The 18,988-nt window shown below is 43.1% G+C and carries 14 protein-coding genes and 1 pseudogene; 13 read left to right on the forward strand and 2 right to left on the reverse strand.

The window, feature by feature from the left end; all coding sequences use genetic code 11:
* Nucleotides 1-24: 24 nt before the first annotated feature.
* The 6 genes from HMPREF2917_RS06565 (at nt 25) to HMPREF2917_RS06590 (ending at nt 7,206) form a co-directional block, all read left to right on the forward strand.
* Entirely contained in the window at nt 25-954 is a 930-nt protein-coding gene (locus HMPREF2917_RS06565; RefSeq protein WP_003009701.1) for an ABC transporter permease, read from the forward strand.
* 13 nt (nt 955-967) lie between these two features.
* Nucleotides 968-1,900: a carbohydrate ABC transporter permease gene (locus HMPREF2917_RS06570; protein WP_003004100.1), complete on the forward strand. Its 933-nt coding sequence runs from the start codon at nt 968-970 to the stop codon at nt 1,898-1,900.
* 79 nt (nt 1,901-1,979) lie between these two features.
* Nucleotides 1,980-3,461: an ABC transporter substrate-binding protein gene (locus HMPREF2917_RS06575; RefSeq protein WP_070589754.1), complete on the forward strand. Its 1,482-nt coding sequence runs from the start codon at nt 1,980-1,982 to the stop codon at nt 3,459-3,461.
* Nucleotides 3,462-3,630: 169 nt separating this feature from the next.
* Nucleotides 3,631-4,242 carry a YesL family protein gene (locus HMPREF2917_RS06580; RefSeq protein WP_045758983.1) on the forward strand — a complete coding sequence of 204 codons (612 nt, stop codon included), beginning with the start codon at nt 3,631-3,633 and terminating at the stop codon, nt 4,240-4,242.
* A 2-nt stretch (nt 4,243-4,244) separates the two neighbouring features.
* Nucleotides 4,245-5,891: a sensor histidine kinase gene (locus tag HMPREF2917_RS06585; protein ID WP_070589756.1), complete on the forward strand. Its 1,647-nt coding sequence runs from the start codon at nt 4,245-4,247 to the stop codon at nt 5,889-5,891.
* Nucleotides 5,892-5,901: 10 nt separating this feature from the next.
* Nucleotides 5,902-7,206 carry a response regulator transcription factor gene (locus tag HMPREF2917_RS06590; protein ID WP_045758985.1) on the forward strand — a complete coding sequence of 435 codons (1,305 nt, stop codon included), beginning with the start codon at nt 5,902-5,904 and terminating at the stop codon, nt 7,204-7,206.
* Nucleotides 7,207-7,240: 34 nt separating this feature from the next.
* On the opposite strand, the gene HMPREF2917_RS06595 is transcribed toward HMPREF2917_RS06590, so the two are convergent.
* Nucleotides 7,241-8,095: a putative RNA methyltransferase gene (locus tag HMPREF2917_RS06595; protein ID WP_070589758.1), complete on the reverse strand. Its 855-nt coding sequence runs from the start codon at nt 8,093-8,095 to the stop codon at nt 7,241-7,243.
* A gap of 58 nt (nt 8,096-8,153) precedes the next feature.
* Between HMPREF2917_RS06595 and HMPREF2917_RS10930 the strand changes: the two are divergent.
* The 5 genes and pseudogenes from HMPREF2917_RS10930 to HMPREF2917_RS06615 all read left to right on the forward strand — a co-directional run.
* Nucleotides 8,154-8,240, forward strand: a pseudogene (locus HMPREF2917_RS10930) (winged helix-turn-helix transcriptional regulator); the annotation flags it as partial.
* Nucleotides 8,241-8,364: 124 nt separating this feature from the next.
* A complete protein-coding gene (locus tag HMPREF2917_RS06600) occupies nt 8,365-9,231 on the forward strand; it encodes an ABC transporter ATP-binding protein (protein ID WP_045758988.1) in 867 nt (288 codons plus the stop codon).
* Nucleotides 9,231-10,073 (forward strand): ABC transporter permease, encoded by an 843-nt coding sequence (locus HMPREF2917_RS06605; protein WP_070589760.1) that lies wholly within the window; start codon nt 9,231-9,233, stop codon nt 10,071-10,073. Before HMPREF2917_RS06600 ends, HMPREF2917_RS06605 begins: the two co-directional genes overlap by 1 nt.
* An 18-nt stretch (nt 10,074-10,091) precedes the next feature.
* Nucleotides 10,092-10,547, forward strand: coding sequence for a LytTR family DNA-binding domain-containing protein (locus HMPREF2917_RS06610; protein ID WP_070589762.1), 456 nt, complete (start codon nt 10,092-10,094; stop codon nt 10,545-10,547).
* A gap of 9 nt (nt 10,548-10,556) precedes the next feature.
* A complete protein-coding gene (locus tag HMPREF2917_RS06615) occupies nt 10,557-10,970 on the forward strand; it encodes a DUF3021 domain-containing protein (protein WP_070448823.1) in 414 nt (137 codons plus the stop codon).
* A 62-nt stretch (nt 10,971-11,032) separates the two neighbouring features.
* On the opposite strand, the gene tyrS is transcribed toward HMPREF2917_RS06615, so the two are convergent.
* Nucleotides 11,033-12,289: a tyrosine--tRNA ligase gene (tyrS, locus tag HMPREF2917_RS06620; protein ID WP_003004779.1), complete on the reverse strand. Its 1,257-nt coding sequence runs from the start codon at nt 12,287-12,289 to the stop codon at nt 11,033-11,035.
* Between the two features lie 182 nt (nt 12,290-12,471).
* On the opposite strand from tyrS, the gene pbp1b reads away from it, so the two are divergent.
* Together pbp1b and rpoB are read left to right on the forward strand one after the other, a co-directional pair.
* Nucleotides 12,472-14,928, forward strand: coding sequence for a penicillin-binding protein PBP1B (gene pbp1b / locus HMPREF2917_RS06625; protein ID WP_070589764.1), 2,457 nt, complete (start codon nt 12,472-12,474; stop codon nt 14,926-14,928).
* 351 nt (nt 14,929-15,279) lie between these two features.
* Entirely contained in the window at nt 15,280-18,849 is a 3,570-nt protein-coding gene (gene rpoB, locus HMPREF2917_RS06630) for a DNA-directed RNA polymerase subunit beta (RefSeq protein WP_070589765.1), read from the forward strand.
* The last annotated feature ends 139 nt before the right edge of the window (nt 18,850-18,988 follow it).

Consider the following 18,988-nt stretch of genomic DNA (forward strand, 5'->3'; position numbering starts at 1 on the left):
CAAGGCTCAAAGGGGGGGAGTTAAATGAAAAAGTTTGTAAGGACTCTGAGAGAAAATTTCATTTTTCTTTTAATGGTCTTACCTGGTGCAGCGTGGTTAATCTTATTCTTCTATATTCCGGTTTTTGGGAATATCGTAGCATTTAAGGACTATCATATTACGGGAGAGGGCTTCATTGACAGTGTCATGAAGAGTAAGTGGGTTGGCTTTGACAACTTCAAGTTCCTCTTTAGTTCCAAAGATGCCTACATTATTACAAGAAACACGGTATTGTACAACTTAGGATTCATCTTCTTAGGATTGATTGTTTCCGTTGGGATCGCCATCATCTTTAGTGAGTTGAGATCAAAAAGAGTGGTCAAGGTGCTTCAAACCTCCATGCTCTTCCCATACTTCCTATCATGGGTTATCATCAGCTTCTTCACCGATGCCTTCCTTAACGTGGACAAAGGATTGGTCAACCACATCTTAACTTCATTTGGTATGAAAGCCATCAATTTCTACTCGGAATTGTGGATCTGGCCAGCGCTTCTCCTCTTCTTAGGAATCTGGAAAGGCTTTGGTTATAGTAGTGTCATGTACTATGCAACCATCATGGGAATTGACCCAACTTACTATGAAGCAGCGACTGTGGATGGTGCGTCTAAGTGGCAACGCATTCGCAACATCACCATTCCTCAGTTGTCTTCCTTGATTACGGTTTTGACTATTCTTGCAGTCGGAAATATCTTCCGCGCAGATTTCGGTCTTTTCTACCAAATCCCGCATAATGCTGGAGCGCTCTATAGTGTGACCAACGTTATTGATGTTTATGTCTACAACGGTTTGACCAAGTCAGGGGATATCGGGATGACAGCAGCAGCCGGTCTTTACCAATCGGTAGTCGGTTTGGTTCTTGTTTTAATCTCAAATATCATTGCCCGTCGCATTGATAAGAATGCCGCTCTCTTCTAGAAAGGAGGATCGTATGAAAAAATCAACCATTCAAAAAGAAAAAATTGATAATGTCGGGATCCATTCTTTCAGTAAGAAGAGCAACTTCTTCTTTACCTTGTTGTTGACCTTAGTCGGATTGACCTGTGTGCTTCCCTTCATCTTCGTTGTCATGATCTCTTTGACTGACGAACAAAGTTTGGCAGTCCATGGCTTCCAATTCTGGCCAGCAAAATTTGGATTTGATGGTTACCTCTTCTTGGTACAGTTCAAAGACAAAATCTTGCAAGCCCTCTTCATTACCTTGTTTGTGACCATTGTGGGAACAGCATGTAATGTCTTTATCACCACAACCTATGCTTACGCAATCTCACGGAGTACCTTTAAATACCGCAAGTTCTTTACCGTATTTTCACTCCTTAGTATGCTCTTTAGTGCAGGGTTGGTTCCAAGCTACATTGTGACCACTCAACTCTTGCAGTTAGGTGATACCATCGGGGCTTTGATTATCCCAATGTTGCTCAGTCCATTTAACATCATCTTGATGCGGACCTTCTTTAAACGGACCATTCCAGAAGCTATCCTTGAATCCGCTCGGATCGATGGGGCAAGTGAAACACGGATCTTTTTCCAAATCTGCTTGCCATTGTCTCTACCAGGGATTGCGACTATCAGTTTGTTCACTGCTTTAGGGTTCTGGAACGACTGGTTCAATGCCCTCCTCTATATTAAGAGTGACAACCTTTACCCATTGCAATACCTCTTGATGCAAATCCAAAACAATATGGATTACATCGCTAAAAACGTCGGGGTATCCGGCCAATTGGCAGGAGCTGTACAATCCATCCCACGGGAAACAGGACGTATGGCCATGGTGGTTGTGGCAACAGTGCCAATCGCCATTCTCTATCCATTCTTCCAACGCTACTTTGTAAAAGGCTTGACCATCGGTGGTGTGAAAGAATAACATCGTTCATTGAAAATCAGCAGGATTTTCAACTCATAACTTAGTCTAAAAAGAAAATAACATAAAGGAGATTTTTCTTATGAAAAATTGGAAAAAATACGCGTTAGCATCTGCTAGTGTCATCGCTCTTGGAGCTACTCTTGCTGCTTGTGGAAACCTTACAGGGAACAACAAGAAGTCAGCAACAACTGAAGACGGTAAACCAATCATCAAGATGTACCAAATCGGTGATAAACCAGATAACTTGGATGTTCTTCTTAAAAACGCCAACAAGCTCATTGAAAAGAAAGTTGGCGCAAAATTGGATATTCAATATCTTGGTTGGGGTGACTACGCACAAAAAATGAACGTTATCATCTCATCTGGTGAAAACTATGATATTGCCTTTGCTAATAACTACGTGATCAACGCTCAAAAAGGTGCTTATGCTGACTTGACAGAATTGTACAAGAAAGAAGGGAAAGACCTTTACAAAGCACTTGACCCAGCTTACATCAAAGGGAACACTGTAAATGGTAAGATCTATGCTGTTCCAGTAGCAGCTAACGTGGCATCTTCTCAAAACTTTGCCTTCAACGGACCACTTCTTGAAAAATATGGTATCGACGTTTCAAACGTGAAAGACTATGCTTCTCTTGAACCAGTCTTGAAAGCTATCAAAGAAAAAGATCCAAACGTTGTTCCATTTGCAATGAACAAGAGCTACGGTGGACCTTCAGATGACTTCGACTATGTGGCTGTTGATGGACTTCCATTCGTTGTTGACTTGAAAGGTGACACCACTAAGATCGTTGACCGTTACACAATTCCTCGTTATGTAGAAAACTTGAAGACTCTTCACAAATACTACGAAGCAGGATACATTCCAAAAGACGTAGCAACGAGCGACACTGGTTATGATCTTTCTCAAGATACATGGTTGGTTCGTGAAGAAACAGTAGGACCAGCTGACTACGGTAACAGCTTGCTTTCTCGTGTAGCAAACCGTAAGATCGACATCAAACCATTTACTGAACTGTACAAGAAAAACAACACCACTCAAGTAGCTAACTTTGTTATCTCAAACAACTCTAAGAACAAAGAAAAAGCTATGGAAGTGTTGAATCTCTTGAATACTAACCCAGAACTCTTAAACGGTCTTGTTTATGGACCAGAAGGCAAGAACTGGGAAAAAGTTGCCGGCAAAGAAAACCGTGTCAAAGTCTTGGATGGCTACAACGGAAACACTCACATGTCTGGATGGAACACTGGTAACAACTGGATTCTTTACATCAACGAAAACGTAACTGATGAACAAATTGCACAATCTAAGAAAGATTTGGAAACTGCAAAAGAATCTCCAGCACTTGGCTTCATCTTTAACACAGATAAAGTGAAATCAGAAATCACTGCTCTTACAAATACTTTGAACCAATTTGCAGGTGCTATCAATACTGGTACTGTGGATCCTGAAGTAGAAGTTCCTAAGATGCTTGAAAAATTGAAATCAGAAGGTGCTTACCAAAAAGTGCTTGACGAAATGCAAAAACAATACGACGAATTCCTTGCTTCTAAAAAATAAGAACAGGTAGTTCGAAAAAGGCTTTGGAGGAATCTCCAGAGCCTTTTCATGTCTTTATGAAAATAGAACTGTAAATGAAAATCAATATTTCAATTTACCAATGCAAATAAGGGAAAGCGTTTTATTTTTATGGTATAATAGAATCACTAATTGGAAAAGAGGCTGAATGATGGGAAAAATCATCGAGTTCATTTTTACGAGAGTCTATGTTGCTATGCTGGTAACAGGGATTTTTTGGGTCTTGACGATCTGTGGGGGTGTTCTACTAGGAGTAGGACCGGCTAGTGCCACTATCATGAGCCTCTATGCGGAAAATGGCATGACCTACAAGGACTATCATTGGTCACGCGCTTGGGAACTCTTCAAAGAAAATCTACGCCCGGCCAATCAAGTCTTTTATACCTTCTTTGCCATTGAAGGGGTTCTCCTCTATGGCATGTACCTCATGGTCCAGATTCCTCACTTGAATTTCTTCCAAATTTTGGTTCTCTTGTTTAATCTGGTTTTCCTCTTGGTTGCGCCTCTAGCTTACGCCGTTTATTTGAAATTGCAAGTTCATTTTGATCTCTCTTATGCCAACAGTATCAAGCTCAGTTTGATCGGAATGTTGCTGGACATTCGTCCGGTTCTCAAGCTCATCCTTGGAACCGCGCTACTTGGTGTCATTAGCTACTATATGCCAGCCCTTCTCTTTTTCGTCTTGATCGGTGTATGGCATTTCTTTGTCAATGATATCTTTGACCCTGTTTATCAAAACATCCACGAAAAATTGGTATCCTAACGATGAAAAAAATCTGGTTAAGTACGCTTTTAAAATTCTACGCCTATGTCATGGTGGTCATTTTGACCATTATGGGCCTGGTTGTTGCGGGGATCTCTTGGAAAAACCAGCAAGCTGAAGCCGACCGGATCGCCCAACGGGTCTTGACCGAAGTGGTGACGGATCTTGAGACCTCTTATCAGCGGGTCACACAAGAAGGGCGTAGCCTCGTTGAAAACCCTGCAAAATTAGAAGGAGTTTATCGCTATTTTACCTTGTCACCATCGGAGTATGAGACTTGGCGATTGAATGCCCAATTTCCTTCGTATATCCAATTGTCCCTACATAAGAATATTGACAGCCTCTATTTGAGCAATAAAAACATCGAGGGTATCGATGTCACCTTGTCTGATTACAAGACGGTATTTGTCTCTACCCGGCAATCACAGGGAGGCAAGCAAGTCTCAGCGGACCATTACAAGGCTCCTGCGACAGCCATTCCGGTTCCTTTGACAGATCCGACTACGGGTGCTGGAGTTGGGATAGCTTATATGACGCTGGACCAAGAAATTTTGACGGCAACGATTGATAATGCCAGAGGCGATCTTCCGATCGCTGTGCGGATTTTCACTCCCTTTGGGAAAGAGATGTACCATGAAGGGGATAAGGGGCAATCAAAAGATGTTAAATGGCAAACCCGTAGCACGATCTATGGCTACAAGGTGGATGTAGCTGTTTCTGAAAGTTATCTGGTCAAAAAGGGTCTAGCTAACCTGACCACTTTCCTCTCCATTGCTTTCCTAATTTTCTTGATCCTTTACTTGTTATTACGGCAGATTTTCAAAAATTACCGGCGTCAAGTCCTCGATTTGGTCGATACCATGAATCAGATCAGTCAAGGCGATAGTGAACGACGGATTGATACCTCGACCAAGGACCAAGAACTGCTGGTTATTGGTAATATGATCAATACCATGTTAGACAATATGGATAAGAATATTCGGGATATCTACCAGCTGCAGCTCAGCCAAAAAGATGCCAATATGCGGGCCCTACAAGCCCAGATCAATCCCCACTTCATGTACAATACACTGGAATTTATCCGGATGTATGCCGTCATGCAAGAGCAGGATGAATTGGGTGATATTATCTATGAGTTTAGTAGTCTCTTGCGCAATAATATCTCAGACGAGCGAGTGACGACAGTTGAAAATGAGCTCGAATTTTGTCGCAAATACAGCTACCTCTGTATGGTGCGTTATCCAAAATCGATTGCCTATGGCTTTAAGATCGATCCAGGTTTGGAAAAGATGAAGATTCCCAAATTCACCATCCAGCCTTTGGTCGAGAACTATTTTGCGCATGGAGTGGATCATAAACGCAAGGACAATGTGATTAGTGTCAAAGTCTTGCAAGGAGAAGGGCAAGTCATGATCCTAGTTACTGATAATGGGCGTGGGATGGAAGAAGAACAGCTAGAAAAAATTCAAGAGATACTGGCCAATCGCAATCCACGCTCAGAAATCGAAGAAAAGAGTGGTCGGCAGTCTATCGGAATTGTCAATGTCCATGAACGCATGCTACTCTATTTTGGAGATCGCTACCATATCCAAGTCTTCTCCCAACCTCACCATGGAGTGACCTATACGATAACCATTCAAGATGAATAAAGGAGACAGAATGTACAAAGTCTTATTAGTAGACGATGAGTATATGATTACAGAAGGGTTAAAAAAATTAATCCCCTTTGACCACTGGAATATGGAAGTGGTCGCAACTGCAGAAGATGCAGACCAGGCCCTTGATTATGTGCGAGAGCATCCGGTGGATGTGGTGATCACGGATGTCAATATGCCTGGAAAGACCGGACTTCAGATGATTGCAGAGATGAAGGATTTGATGCCAGATGCTGCTTTTATCATTATGTCAGGCTATCAGGATTTTGAATATGTCAAGACAGCTCTCAATTTGCGCGTGGCAGACTACCTGCTCAAACCTGTCAATAAGGTGGAGATGGGCAATATCCTAGAAAAAATTCAGCACCAAATCCAGCAACCAAGCCAAGAGTTGGCCAACCGCTTGATTCACGATGATATCTCTGAGGAAGAGTTTTGTCGGTATATCGCAGGACGAAATTCACTGTGGATTGGGGTTGCTAAGGAGAAAAAAGGCTTTATCAGCTCGTCTTACCAAGTTCTCGGGCAAAATCTTCAACTCTTTATCTCAGATCAAGAAGAAGAAGCCATGATTGAGAAGGCCTTCGAGCCACCTTATAAGGAGCACTTTCATCAATTTAAGGACCTAGTGGAGCGGAGTCTCTTTTATGGAGCGACCCCTCTCAATCAAGATGAGGAAGTCTTTAACTACTACGAGCCGGCCTACCGGGTGATCATGCAAGGAAATATCCAACAGATCTTAGAAGAACTGGACTGGTTGGAAAAAATGATCCTTGAGAAGACACCTAAGGTTTCGCTGACCAAGCAACTCTTTATCCAATTTTTGATGGATGTCTTTCATTTGTTTGAATACCTGCAAGGAGATGATTTGGCCGATGTGGTCAAGAAAGTCCATGATGCTGCTACCTTTAGTGAGATGATTAGCTTCATCCAGGAAGAGTTATCCCGTTTCTTATCCCACTATCGAATGAACGAAAATGTAGCGAGTGTCCTCCAAGTGATTAGCCGTGATTACCAAAAAGAGCTGTCACTCAAGGACATTAGTCAGGCTCTCTTTATCAATCCAGTCTATTTAGGCCAATTGATTAAACGAGAAACCAATGCAACGTTCGCAGAACTCCTCAACAAACAGCGGATTAAGGCTGCCCAGCAGCTCCTCTTATCTACCAATGACAGCATTGAAGATATCTGCTATAAAGTCGGTTACAGCAATGTGGGCTATTTCTATAAGGTTTTCCGTAAACTCTGTGGAAAATCGCCTAAAACCTATCGCTTACAAGTCATGACAGAGCATGCAGAAGATGAGTAAAAAGGCTGAGACAAATCGTCTCAGCCTTTTTACTTTAAGTCCTTTGTATCTTGATTTTCCCAACTAGCAGCTCCGCTTCAACGGTGATTTCTGTGAGTTGATTCCAGTCGATTTTTTCTTGGTCAACGTGAAATAGAAGGGGGGTCATGGCGAGGAGCGCCTGGCGTTCTTCAGGAGTTAAACTCTTGGTGAGGCTGACCGTTTCGGATGAGAGGATCTGGCAGTGGTCTTCAAAGTGCTCCAAAATCTCCTGGTTGGAGTAGGATTGCTTGGTCAATTGATCTTGGGCCAACTGACGAATTTCTTTCAGATGAGAAGAGGTTGGGACAACCTTAATGATCACCCCTTCATCCTTTAAGACACGCTCAAATTCAGCATAATTAGCCGGGGAGAAGATGTCCAAAATGACCTCCATACTCTTGGATTGAATGGGTAAATGAGCCAAGTCTCCGACAAACCAATTGACCTTCCAGCTAGTGTCACTCTTGGCAGCTAGTTGCACAGATTCCTTGGAAAGATCAAAGGCATAGAAAGTAGCTTCGGGATAGGCTTCTTGTAGTTTTCGGGAGTAATAACCTTCTCCGCAACCGATATCTAGAATTCTGGCATCACTGGTCGGAATATTTTGTCCGATCGCTGTTAGAATCGGCTCATAAAAACCTGCTTCTAGGATTAGCTGGCGATTCTGGAAATTTTCTTTGTCATAGTCCTTTGATTGTTTGATCTGGGGAGCCAGGTTGACATAGCCAAATTTCGCTAAATCAAAAGAATGGCCCTTGGGACATTTAAAACTGGTCTCCACAAGTTCTAGGTCCAGTTGACAGATGGGACAGGCAAAAGCAGTGGCTGTTTGAAATCGTTGTAATTTTGGTTTAATCGGTGTATTCATATTAGTAGTGTAACAAAAGAGCCTCTAGATAGCAACCGATGCTCTAATAGAGTACCAAACAGAATATGAGCTGATAGAAAAAGGCAATTCATTGATGCCGATTTTAAAGGACTTGAATCAATGGGGAAAAGAATGGCTGCAATAAATTTTTTCCTCATTTTAATCTCTTCTATCTCGCCACTCATCTCTTCATTTTGACCACTTATCCCCAAAAGCCATTTTTTAAGCGGCTTTTTTGTTAGACTGGTTCTATCAAAAGGAGAGAGAACATGATATTACAAGCTAAAAACATCAGTAAACGATATGGAAATCATTTAGCCGTAAACAATATTCACTTACAGTTTGAAAAGGGAACCTTTAATGCGATTCTAGGACCAAATGGGGCGGGGAAATCAACGACGATTTCCATGTTGATTGGTTTGAAACAACCAACGCAAGGTGAAATCATCTATAAACCAGGTACTAAAATTGGTGTGGTCTTCCAAACCAGTGTTTTAGATGAGATGCTAACGGTTAGAGAAAATCTGACCATTCGTGCGAGACAGTACAAAGACCTAAAATCAAATCGTGTGTCTGATCTTATTGATCGGCTAGGCCTATCAGCTTTCCAAAAGCAGAAATACGGAACGCTTTCAGGTGGCCAAAAGCGTCGGGTTGACATTGCGCGTGCCCTGCTCTCACAACCAGATATTCTGTTCTTAGACGAACCAACGACAGGTTTGGATATCCAAACTCGGAAGTCTATCTGGGATTTGCTCTATCAATTGCAGAGAGAAGAGGGAATGACTGTTGTATTGACCACGCATTATCTTGACGAAGCAGATGAAGCTGATCAAATTTATATTGTGGACCATGGGGAAGTGATTGCTCAAGGATCGGCGCTAGATATTAAGAGTCAATATGCAAAAAACATCTTGAAGATTCGTTTCAAGGAGAGACAGCAGATAGAAAGTCTCAAATCTTTGGGAATGTCAGTAGAGCAACAAAGTCAATTGGAGTATATTTTTCAACCCAAGAGTGAAAGGGAAGCCATTGATTACCTGGCGCAAGTTAGAGATAGAATAGCCCATTTTGAGTTTCGTCCAGGGACCATGGATGATGCCTTTATTGCACTTACAGGAAGGGAGGTCCGCTAATGCTAGCCTTACTAAAGCGAAATTTTTTATTGTACTTCAGAAATCGTTCAGGAGTTTTCTTCTCCCTGTTGGGAGCCTTGATTTCCTTTGTTCTCTATATTATTTTTCTTCAAAAAAATCTAACAGATGCTTGGGCTCAGCTCCCCAATAGAGGTCCTGTGTTAAATAATTGGTTAATGAGTGGGACGCTGGCTGTGACAGGGATTACGACAAGTCTGGCTGCCCTGACTCAGTCGGTAAAGGACCGTGAACATCAAGTAGATCAGGATCTTTATTTATCGGATCAAGGGAAGTGGCGGTTACCATCTTCATATTTAGCAAGTGCAATCATCATCTCTTTTTTCATGCAAGTCCTTATGTATGTGCTGATGTGTGGCTATTTTAGAGAAGTTCCAGCACTGTCTTTATTACCTGAAGTGCTCCTCATCATGCTGCTTAGTAGCCTGCTTTCTAGTTTAGTGAATGCCATTTTTGTTTATTTTTTCCATTCCGTAGACAGTCTTGGGAAGTTTTCGACCATAGTGGGTACAGCTTCTGGTTTTTTGGTAGGGACTTATGTACCTTTAGGTGTTCTACCTGATTTTGCACAACTACTAATGAAATGTACTCCAGCAACTTATATTGCTGCACTTTATCGGCAAGTACTCATGAAAGAAGCAGTGAGCGAAGCCTTTAAGGGGCGAGATGATCTTCTTCGAGAATTTCAAGAAAAAATGGGCGTTCAGCTCAAATGGCAAGCCTTATTGACAAAGGAACAAACATACCTTATAGTGTTAGGTGGTATTCTTCTAGCTTTGGGGATTTGGGTTTCCTTAGCAAAAAGATCGAATAAAAGAAAGTAAGTGAGAATTGGAGTAGGAATGAAGATTCGTTTTGAGGAAAAACAGGATATCCCAGAAAACAACCCCCGTGTAGTCATTCAAGCTAAGCAATTATCCGATCAAGCACGAGAGGTGATGGACTATCTCGAACAGTTTTCGACAGTGAATCAAGTAGTGATTCCTATCAAAACAGATGATCATTTGATCATGGTGAAAATTGATGACATTATTTTAGCCGAGATTGATAAGAATCAGCTAACCATTTATACGACAGACAAAACGTTTACCGTAAGAGATACTTTGACAAATTTTCAACATCGGATTAATCGTCGTAATTTTTTACAGATATCCCGCCACGCGGTGATGAATATCGACCATTTGGAATCGCTATCGGATAGTTTTTCAGGCAATATGATGGCTAAACTGACACGTGGAGTAAAATCAAGTGTCAGTCGGAAATATGTCAAATCCTTGATGGATTATTTAGGGGTATAGGAGAAAGTGATGAAACGAGTTATAGCTTATTTTGTATCTGGTATGAGGACAGGATCCTTCTTTTATTTGTGTTTGGTGTTATTATCCCATGTCTATCCCAACATCGTCTATCCCGCTGTAAATGTCCGCAACATCCTAGCGATCTTTTTGATGAGTGGGACAATGGGGGTCTTGACGTTCATTCTTGAGGAAGAAGAGTTTTTGACCTATAGTTTGCGTGTAGCCTTGCATTTAGTTGTGACAGCTACCATCTTAGCATTGACCTACTTATTTTTTGGCTGGGGGGCAGCCTTACGGAGTCCTATTCCTTGGTTGATCTTTCTAGCCATTTACGGTCTGATCTGGCTTTACCAGATTTGGCAACTCCATAAAAAAACTCAACGAATCAACCAAGCTTTGTTGCATCGCAGAAAAGGGAAATAGTCCCAGAAAAAAGTGTATAAGAAAACCACGAAGTTCATACCAAACTTCGTGGTTTTACTTTCTTAATAAGTCAAAACAAAGTATTTTTTCTTACCGCGACGGATAACGGTCAATTCATTTTCTAATTTATCGCTATCGCTCAAGACATAGTCAAGGTCTTGGATGCGTTCGCCGTTAACGTAGATAGCACCATTTTGAACATCTTCGCGGGCTTGGCGTTTAGAATTGACCACACCAGCTGTGACCAAGAGTTCAACAATGTTGAGGTTGTCTTCTGCTTGGACCTGGTAGTTTGGCACACCACGAAGGCCTTGTTTGAGTTCTTTGACAGAAAGGTTTTTGATGTTTCCTGCAAAGAGTTGTTCGGTGATGTTGAGGGCTTCCTTGTAGGCTTCTTCGCCGTGGACAAGGGTAACCACTTCACGCGCCAAGATCTTTTGAGCCAAGCGTTCATGAGGAGCGGCCTCAAACTGTTTGCGGATCTCTTCAATCTCATCAAGTGACAAGAAAGTGAAGATCTTCAAGAAGCGCACAGCATCCGCATCCATCACATTCATCCAGAATTGGTACATTTCGTATGGAGATGTTTTGTCTGCATTGAGCCAGACCGCATTGCCTTCTGATTTACCGAATTTCTTACCAGTTGCATCTGTGATCAAAGGCACGGTCATAACATGACCAGTTTTATCTGCTTTACGACGCATCAACTCAGTACCAGCTGTCATGTTTCCCCATTGGTCAGATCCACCGATTTGAAGGGTTACATTGTGTTCTTGGTTGAGGACGTAGAAGTCATAGCCTTGCATGATTTGGTAGGCAAACTCTGTGTAAGAAATCCCTGTTTCAATCCGTTTTTTAACAGATTCTTTACTCATCATAGCATTGACTGTAAAGTATTTTCCGACATCACGAAGGAAGTCAATAAAGCTAATGCTTCCAAACCAATCGTAGTTGTTGACCATTTCGGCTTTATTGTCACCATTTTCAAAATCGAGGAAACGAGACAATTGCCCTTGAATGGAGCGAACCCATTCTTGTACAGTTTCTTTTGTTTGGAGACTACGTTCAGCATCTTTGAAGGACGGATCTCCAATGAGACCAGTCGCACCGCCAACGAGCGCATAAGGTTTGTGGCCGGCTAGTTGAAGACGACGGCTCGTCAAGATGGCAACCAAGTGACCAAGGTGAAGGCTGTCAGCAGTTGGATCATAACCAGTATAATAAGAAACCTGACCTTCTTCCAGTGCTTTGCGCAAGGCTTCTTCATCCGTCGTTTGAAATACCAAACCACGCTCTTTTAGCTCATCAAAAATGTGCATGTGTCTTTTCTCCTTTATAAGTTTATTCATTTCTCTATTCTACCATAAACCACGGAAATGGCAATGGTTTCCATCATTTTCTTGACCTTACTCAAGAAGATTGAGTGACGATTTCTACGCTCTTGTGATTGAAAACAAAGGGCCTAATCTGCTATAATATAGGGAACAAGGAGAAAGAATCAGTGAATCAATTAAAAGAGAAGCTGCAAGAATTTTGGACGAAGATTCAAAAATTCTTTGCAAATATGTATACAGAAACTCCGAATAAGGAAAAAAATGAGGAAAGTAGCTGGTCTGTCGGTGATATTTTTGCGACCTTTTTACGAACCCTCAAACTCTTGTGGGATGTCATGATCGCCCTGTTCGTGTGCCTCTTTTTATTTGGCGCAGGGATCGGGATTGGTTATGCGGCGAGCCTCTTTAGTAACGTCAAGGTTCCAAAGACAGAAGAATTGGTCCAGCAGGTCCGAAACGTCAGCAGTGTTTCAAAACTGACTTATTCCGATAAGAGCTTGATTGCAGAAGTGGACAGTGATTTGATCCGTACGCCAGTAGCAGGAGACGCCATTTCGGATAATGTCAAGAAGGCTGTGATCGCTACTGAGGATGAGAATTTTGAAAGCCACAAGGGGGTTGTACCTAAAGCCGTTCTTCGGGCAACACTTGGATCTGTAGCCGGCGTGGGTTCCTCAAGTGGGGGATCAACCCTGACCCAGCAGTTGATCAAACAGCAAGTCGTGGGAGACGCTCCAACCTTTACTCGTAAGGCGACAGAGATTGTCGATGCCTTGGCTTTAGAGCGGGGAATGGATAAAAATGAAATCCTAACCACCTACTTAAATGTTTCGCCTTTTGGACGAAACAATCGGGGACAAAATATTGCGGGTGTGGAAGCTGCAGCTCAAGGAATCTTTGGCGTCTCTGCCAAAGACTTGACCGTTCCACAAGCGGCCTTTATCGCTGGCTTGCCACAAAGTCCGATTGTCTACTCTCCTTATGCTGCAGACGGTAGCCTAAAGAGCAAGGAAAACCTCGAGTTAGGTTTGGCGCGTGCCAAAGACGTTTTGTTCAATATGTACCGGACGGGAGCCTTGTCGAAAAAAGACTACGAGACCTATGCTCAGTACGACTTGACCAAAGACTTCATGGCTCCAGATGGCATCGAGAAAACACCGCATGACTACCTCTACTTCCAAGCCATGGAAGAAGCAAAAGAGGCTATGTATGATTACTTGATCAAGCGAGACAATGTCACCAAGCAAGACTTGAAAAATAATGAAACCGTCAAGGCTTACCAAGAATTAGCTGAGAGCGAGTTGCGCGAAGGTGGCTACACCATTCAAACCACGATTAACAAACCGGTTCACAATGCGATGCAGGCTGCGGTAGCGAATTTTGGAAGCGTCTTGGATGATGGGACGGGTCTTGTAGAAGTTGGGAATGTCCTTATGGACAACCGAACGGGTGCCGTTTTAGGATTTATCGGTGGACGGAATTTTGACGGCAACCAAAACAACCATGCCTTTGATACAGAGCGTTCCCCAGGGTCTACTATCAAGCCGCTGTTGGCCTATGGGATTGGCATCGACCAAGGCTTGATGGGAAGCAATAGCATCCTTTCTAACTATCCGACTAATTTCTCAAGTGGTGAGCCGATCATGCACGTGGATAGCCGAGGAACAGCGATGATGGATCTCCGTGAGGCCCTCAATACCTCATGGAATATTCCAGCTTACTGGACTTACCGGACCCTTCGTGAAAAGGGTGTGGATGTCCCATCCTACATGAAGAAAATGGGCTATGATATCCCTGAATATGGCATTGAAAGCCTGCCGATGGGGGGAGGAATTGAGGTCACTGTTGCCCAACATACCAATGGTTTCCAAACCATTGCTAACAATGGGAACTACCTCAAACGCTACATGGTAGAGCAAATCATTGATCGAGATGGAGATGTAGTTTACAAGCACGAGGCAGATCCTGTTCGTGTTTACTCTCCAGCAACGGCAACGATTATGCAGGATCTCTTGCGCGGGGTTATTACGTCTGGTGCAACAACGACCTTTAAGTCACGGATTAGCCAAGTCAACCCAACGCTGGCAGGTGCAGACTGGATTGGAAAAACCGGTACCACTAACTCAAATGGAGATATGTGGCTCATGTTGTCCACCCCTAATGTTTCTTTAGGAGGTTGGATTGGCCATGACAACAATGCTTCCATGCAGACCTTGACTGGATACAACAACAATGCCCAATACATGGCGCAGTTGGCGAATGCGATCTACCAAGCAGATCCAAGTCTCTTCGGAATTCAGGATAAATTCACTCTCGATAAGAGTGTGATCCGTTCTGAAGTGCTCAAATCGACGGGTGAAAGACCGGGTCGCGTCAATGTCAATGGCCGGGATATCGATGTGAGCGGTCAAACGGTGACGAGTCTTTGGGCCAAAAACGGAGCGCCAACTACTCAATACCACTTTGCCATCGGGGGATCGGATAGCGATTATCAAAGTGCTTGGGCGGCCATTCTCGGTAATAGCAGTGGAAATCAGTCGAATAATAAGAACAATTCGACAACCAATAGTTCATCCAGCAATAGTTCAAATCGGAACAGCTCAAATCGTGGCAATCGACGCTAGTCTGATCCAGTAAAAAACCTAGAGAAAGCCTTGATTTTTGGAGCAAAAAACGGTATAATAGTGATAACTAATTTGTCGTGTGCTTTATTTGAAATATTGTCCAAATAAGAGCTTACAGCAGTTAAATCTTACTTGAATAAGTCGATTTAGCTGCTCTTTTTGTGCCTATTTTTCAGAAAAATCCTAGTTTGTTACACAAATTTAATTTTTCTAAAAATTACAAAAAGCGGCGAATGAGGTGAAGAGACAGCTCTTCACGTGATGCAAATCACACAATTGTAGTTAAAACCGGATAGGTGGTGAAAGTCATTTTACCAAGCTATCCTAGTATGGAAAAAGGAGCTAAAAACTTTGGCAGGACATGACGTTCAATACGGGAAACATCGGACCCGTCGTAGTTTTTCAAGAATCAAAGAGGTTCTTGATTTACCAAACTTGATTGAAATCCAGACAGACTCATTCAAAGATTTCTTGGATCATGGCTTGAAGGAAGTATTTGAAGATGTGCTTCCCATCTCAAACTTCACGGATACAATGGAATTGGAATTTGTGGGTTATGAAATCCGCGAACCTAAGTATTCGCTTGAAGAAGCGCGCATCCACGATGCCAGCTACTCAGCACCAATCTTTGTGACCTTCCGTTTGGTCAACAAAGAAACAGGTGAAATCAAGACCCAAGAAGTTTTCTTTGGTGATTTCCCAATCATGACTGAAATGGGAACTTTCATCATCAATGGTGGAGAACGGATTATCGTATCTCAGTTGGTCCGCTCACCAGGTGTCTACTTCAATGATAAGGTGGACAAGAATGGTAAGGTTGGTTATGGATCAACTGTTATCCCTAACCGTGGGGCTTGGTTAGAGCTTGAAACTGACTCAAAAGACATTGCTTACACACGTATCGACCGCACACGTAAGATTCCATTTACAACTCTTGTGCGTGCTCTTGGATTCTCTGGAGATGATGAAATCATCGATATCTTTGGGGACAGCGAATTGGTTCGCAATACCATTGAAAAAGATATCCACAAAAATCCAATGGATTCACGGACAGATGAAGCCCTCAAAGAAATCTACGAGCGTCTTCGTCCAGGTGAACCAAAAACAGCGGAAAGCTCACGTAGCTTGTTGGTAGCTCGTTTCTTTGATCCACGTCGTTATGACTTGGCACCAGTTGGTCGCTACAAGATCAACAAGAAACTCAATATCAAGAATCGCTTGTTGAACCAAACAATCGCAGAACCATTGGTAGATGCTGAAACAGGGGAAATCCTTGTAGAAGCTGGTACTGTCATGACGCGCGATGTGATCGACAGCATCTCAGAACAATTGGATAACGGTTTGAACAAAATCACCTACATTCCAAATGATGCTGCTGTTTTGACAGAGCCAGTAGAATTGCAAAAATTCAAAGTTGTCGCTCCGACAGATCCAGACCGTGTTGTCACCATCATCGGAAATGCTAACCCATCTGACAAAGTACGGATTGTGACTCCAGCTGACATCTTGGCAGAAATGAGCTATTTCTTGAACCTTGCAGAAGGTATTGGCCGCGTGGATGATATCGACCACCTTGGAAACCGTCGGATTCGTGCCGTTGGTGAATTGCTTGCCAACCAAGTGCGTCTTGGACTTTCACGGATGGAACGAAACGTTCGCGAACGGATGTCTGTACAAGATAACGATGTCTTGACACCACAACAAATCATCAACATCCGCCCAGTAACTGCAGCAATTAAAGAATTCTTTGGTTCTTCCCAATTGTCACAGTTCATGGACCAACACAACCCGCTTTCTGAGTTGTCTCACAAACGTCGTTTGTCTGCCTTAGGGCCTGGTGGTTTGACACGTGACCGTGCCGGATATGAAGTGCGTGACGTGCACTATACCCACTATGGTCGTATGTGTCCAATTGAAACACCTGAAGGACCAAACATCGGTTTGATCAACAACTTGTCATCTTATGGACACTTGAACAAATATGGTTTCATCCAAACGCCATACCGTAAAGTGGACCGTGAAAAAGGTGTGGTGACCAACGAAATCGTTTGGTTGACAGCCGATGAAGAAGATGAGTACATCGTCGCTCAGGCCAACTCTAAGTTGAACGAAAAAGGTGGCTTTGCTGAGCCGATCGTTATGGGACGTCATCGTGGTAACAACCAAGAGTTCCCATCTGATCAAGTCGACTACATGGACGTATCTCCAAAACAAGTAGTTGCCGTTGCGACAGCATGTATTCCTTTCTTGGAAAACGATGACTCCAACCGTGCCCTCATGGGTGCCAACATGCAACGTCAGGCTGTTCCATTGATTGATCCAAAAGCCCCTTATGTGGGTACTGGTATGGAATATCAAGCAGCCCATGATTCAGGAGCTGCAGTCATTGCTCAACATGATGGTAAAGTTACCTATGCAGATGCGGACAAGGTAGAAGTTCGTCGGGAAGATGGATCTCTTGATGTTTACCATATCCAAAAATTCCGTCGTTCAAACTCAGGTACCGCCTACAACCAACGTACTCTGGTTAAAGTTGGTGAAACCGTTGAAAAAGGTGACTTTATCGCTGACGGTCCATCGATGGAAAAAGGGGAAATGGCCCTTGGTCAAAACCCAATCGTCGCTTACATGACTTGGGAAGGGTATAACTTCGAGGATGCTGTTATCATGAGCGAACGCTTGGTGAAAGAAGATGTCTACACATCTGTTCACTTGGAAGAATTCGAATCAGAAACACGCGATACCAAGTTAGGCCCTGAAGAAATTACCCGTGAAATTCCGAACGTCGGTGAAGATGCTCTTCGTGACTTGGATGAAACAGGTATTATCCGTATTGGTGCTGAGGTTAAAGAAGGCGATATCCTTGTCGGTAAGGTAACACCGAAAGGTGAAAAAGACCTTTCTGCTGAAGAACGTCTCCTTCACGCTATCTTTGGGGATAAATCTCGTGAAGTGCGTGATACATCACTCCGTGTACCTCACGGTGGAGATGGAGTCGTTCGCGATGTTAAGATCTTTACCCGTGCAAACGGTGATGAATTACAATCGGGTGTCAACATGTTGGTTCGTGTTTACATTGCACAAAAACGTAAGATCCGCGTCGGAGATAAGATGGCCGGTCGTCACGGAAACAAAGGGGTTGTGTCTCGTATTGTTCCAGTTGAAGATATGCCTTACCTTCCAGACGGTACACCAGTTGATATCATGTTGAACCCTCTTGGGGTGCCATCACGTATGAATATCGGTCAGGTTATGGAACTTCACCTTGGTATGGCAGCTCGTAACTTGGGTATTCACATTGCAACACCAGTCTTTGATGGAGCAAGCTCAGAAGACCTCTGGGATACTGTGAAAGAAGCTGGTATGGATAGCGATGCCAAGACCATTCTTTACGATGGACGTACTGGTGAACCGTTTGACAACCGTGTCTCTGTCGGTGTCATGTACATGATCAAGCTTCACCACATGGTTGATGATAAACTCCATGCCCGTTCAGTCGGACCATACTCAATGGTTACCCAACAACCACTCGGAGGGAAAGCTCAGTTTGGTGGACAACGTTTCGGGGAAATGGAAGTGTGGGCCCTTGAGGCTTATGGTGCATCAAATGTCCTTCAAGAAATCTTGACTTACAAGTCAGATGATGTCAACGGACGTCTGAAAGCCTATGAAGCGATTACCAAAGGTAAACCAATTCCAAAACCAGGTGTACCAGAATCCTTCCGCGTTCTTGTCAAAGAATTGCAATCACTTGGTCTTGACATGCGTGTCTTGGATGAAGATGATCAAGAAGTGGAACTTCGTGACCTTGATGAAGGCGAAGACGATGATGTGATTCATGTGGATGACCTTGAAAAAGCACGTGAAAAAGTAGCAAAGGAAGCAAAAGCAGCCTTTGATGCCGAAGAATCAGAAAAATAATCAGTAAAAATGATTGTCCTGTGAGCAACCAATGCTTCTAGCAGGATGATTCGATAACAAGATACAGACACAAGGAGGTGGCAGAAAGTTTCCTTTCTTCCTCCACCTAAGCTGTATCCAAATAAAACAAGTATGAAAA

This window comes from Streptococcus sp. HMSC061E03, assembly GCF_001813505.1.
Taxonomy (GTDB): Bacteria; Bacillota; Bacilli; order Lactobacillales; family Streptococcaceae; genus Streptococcus.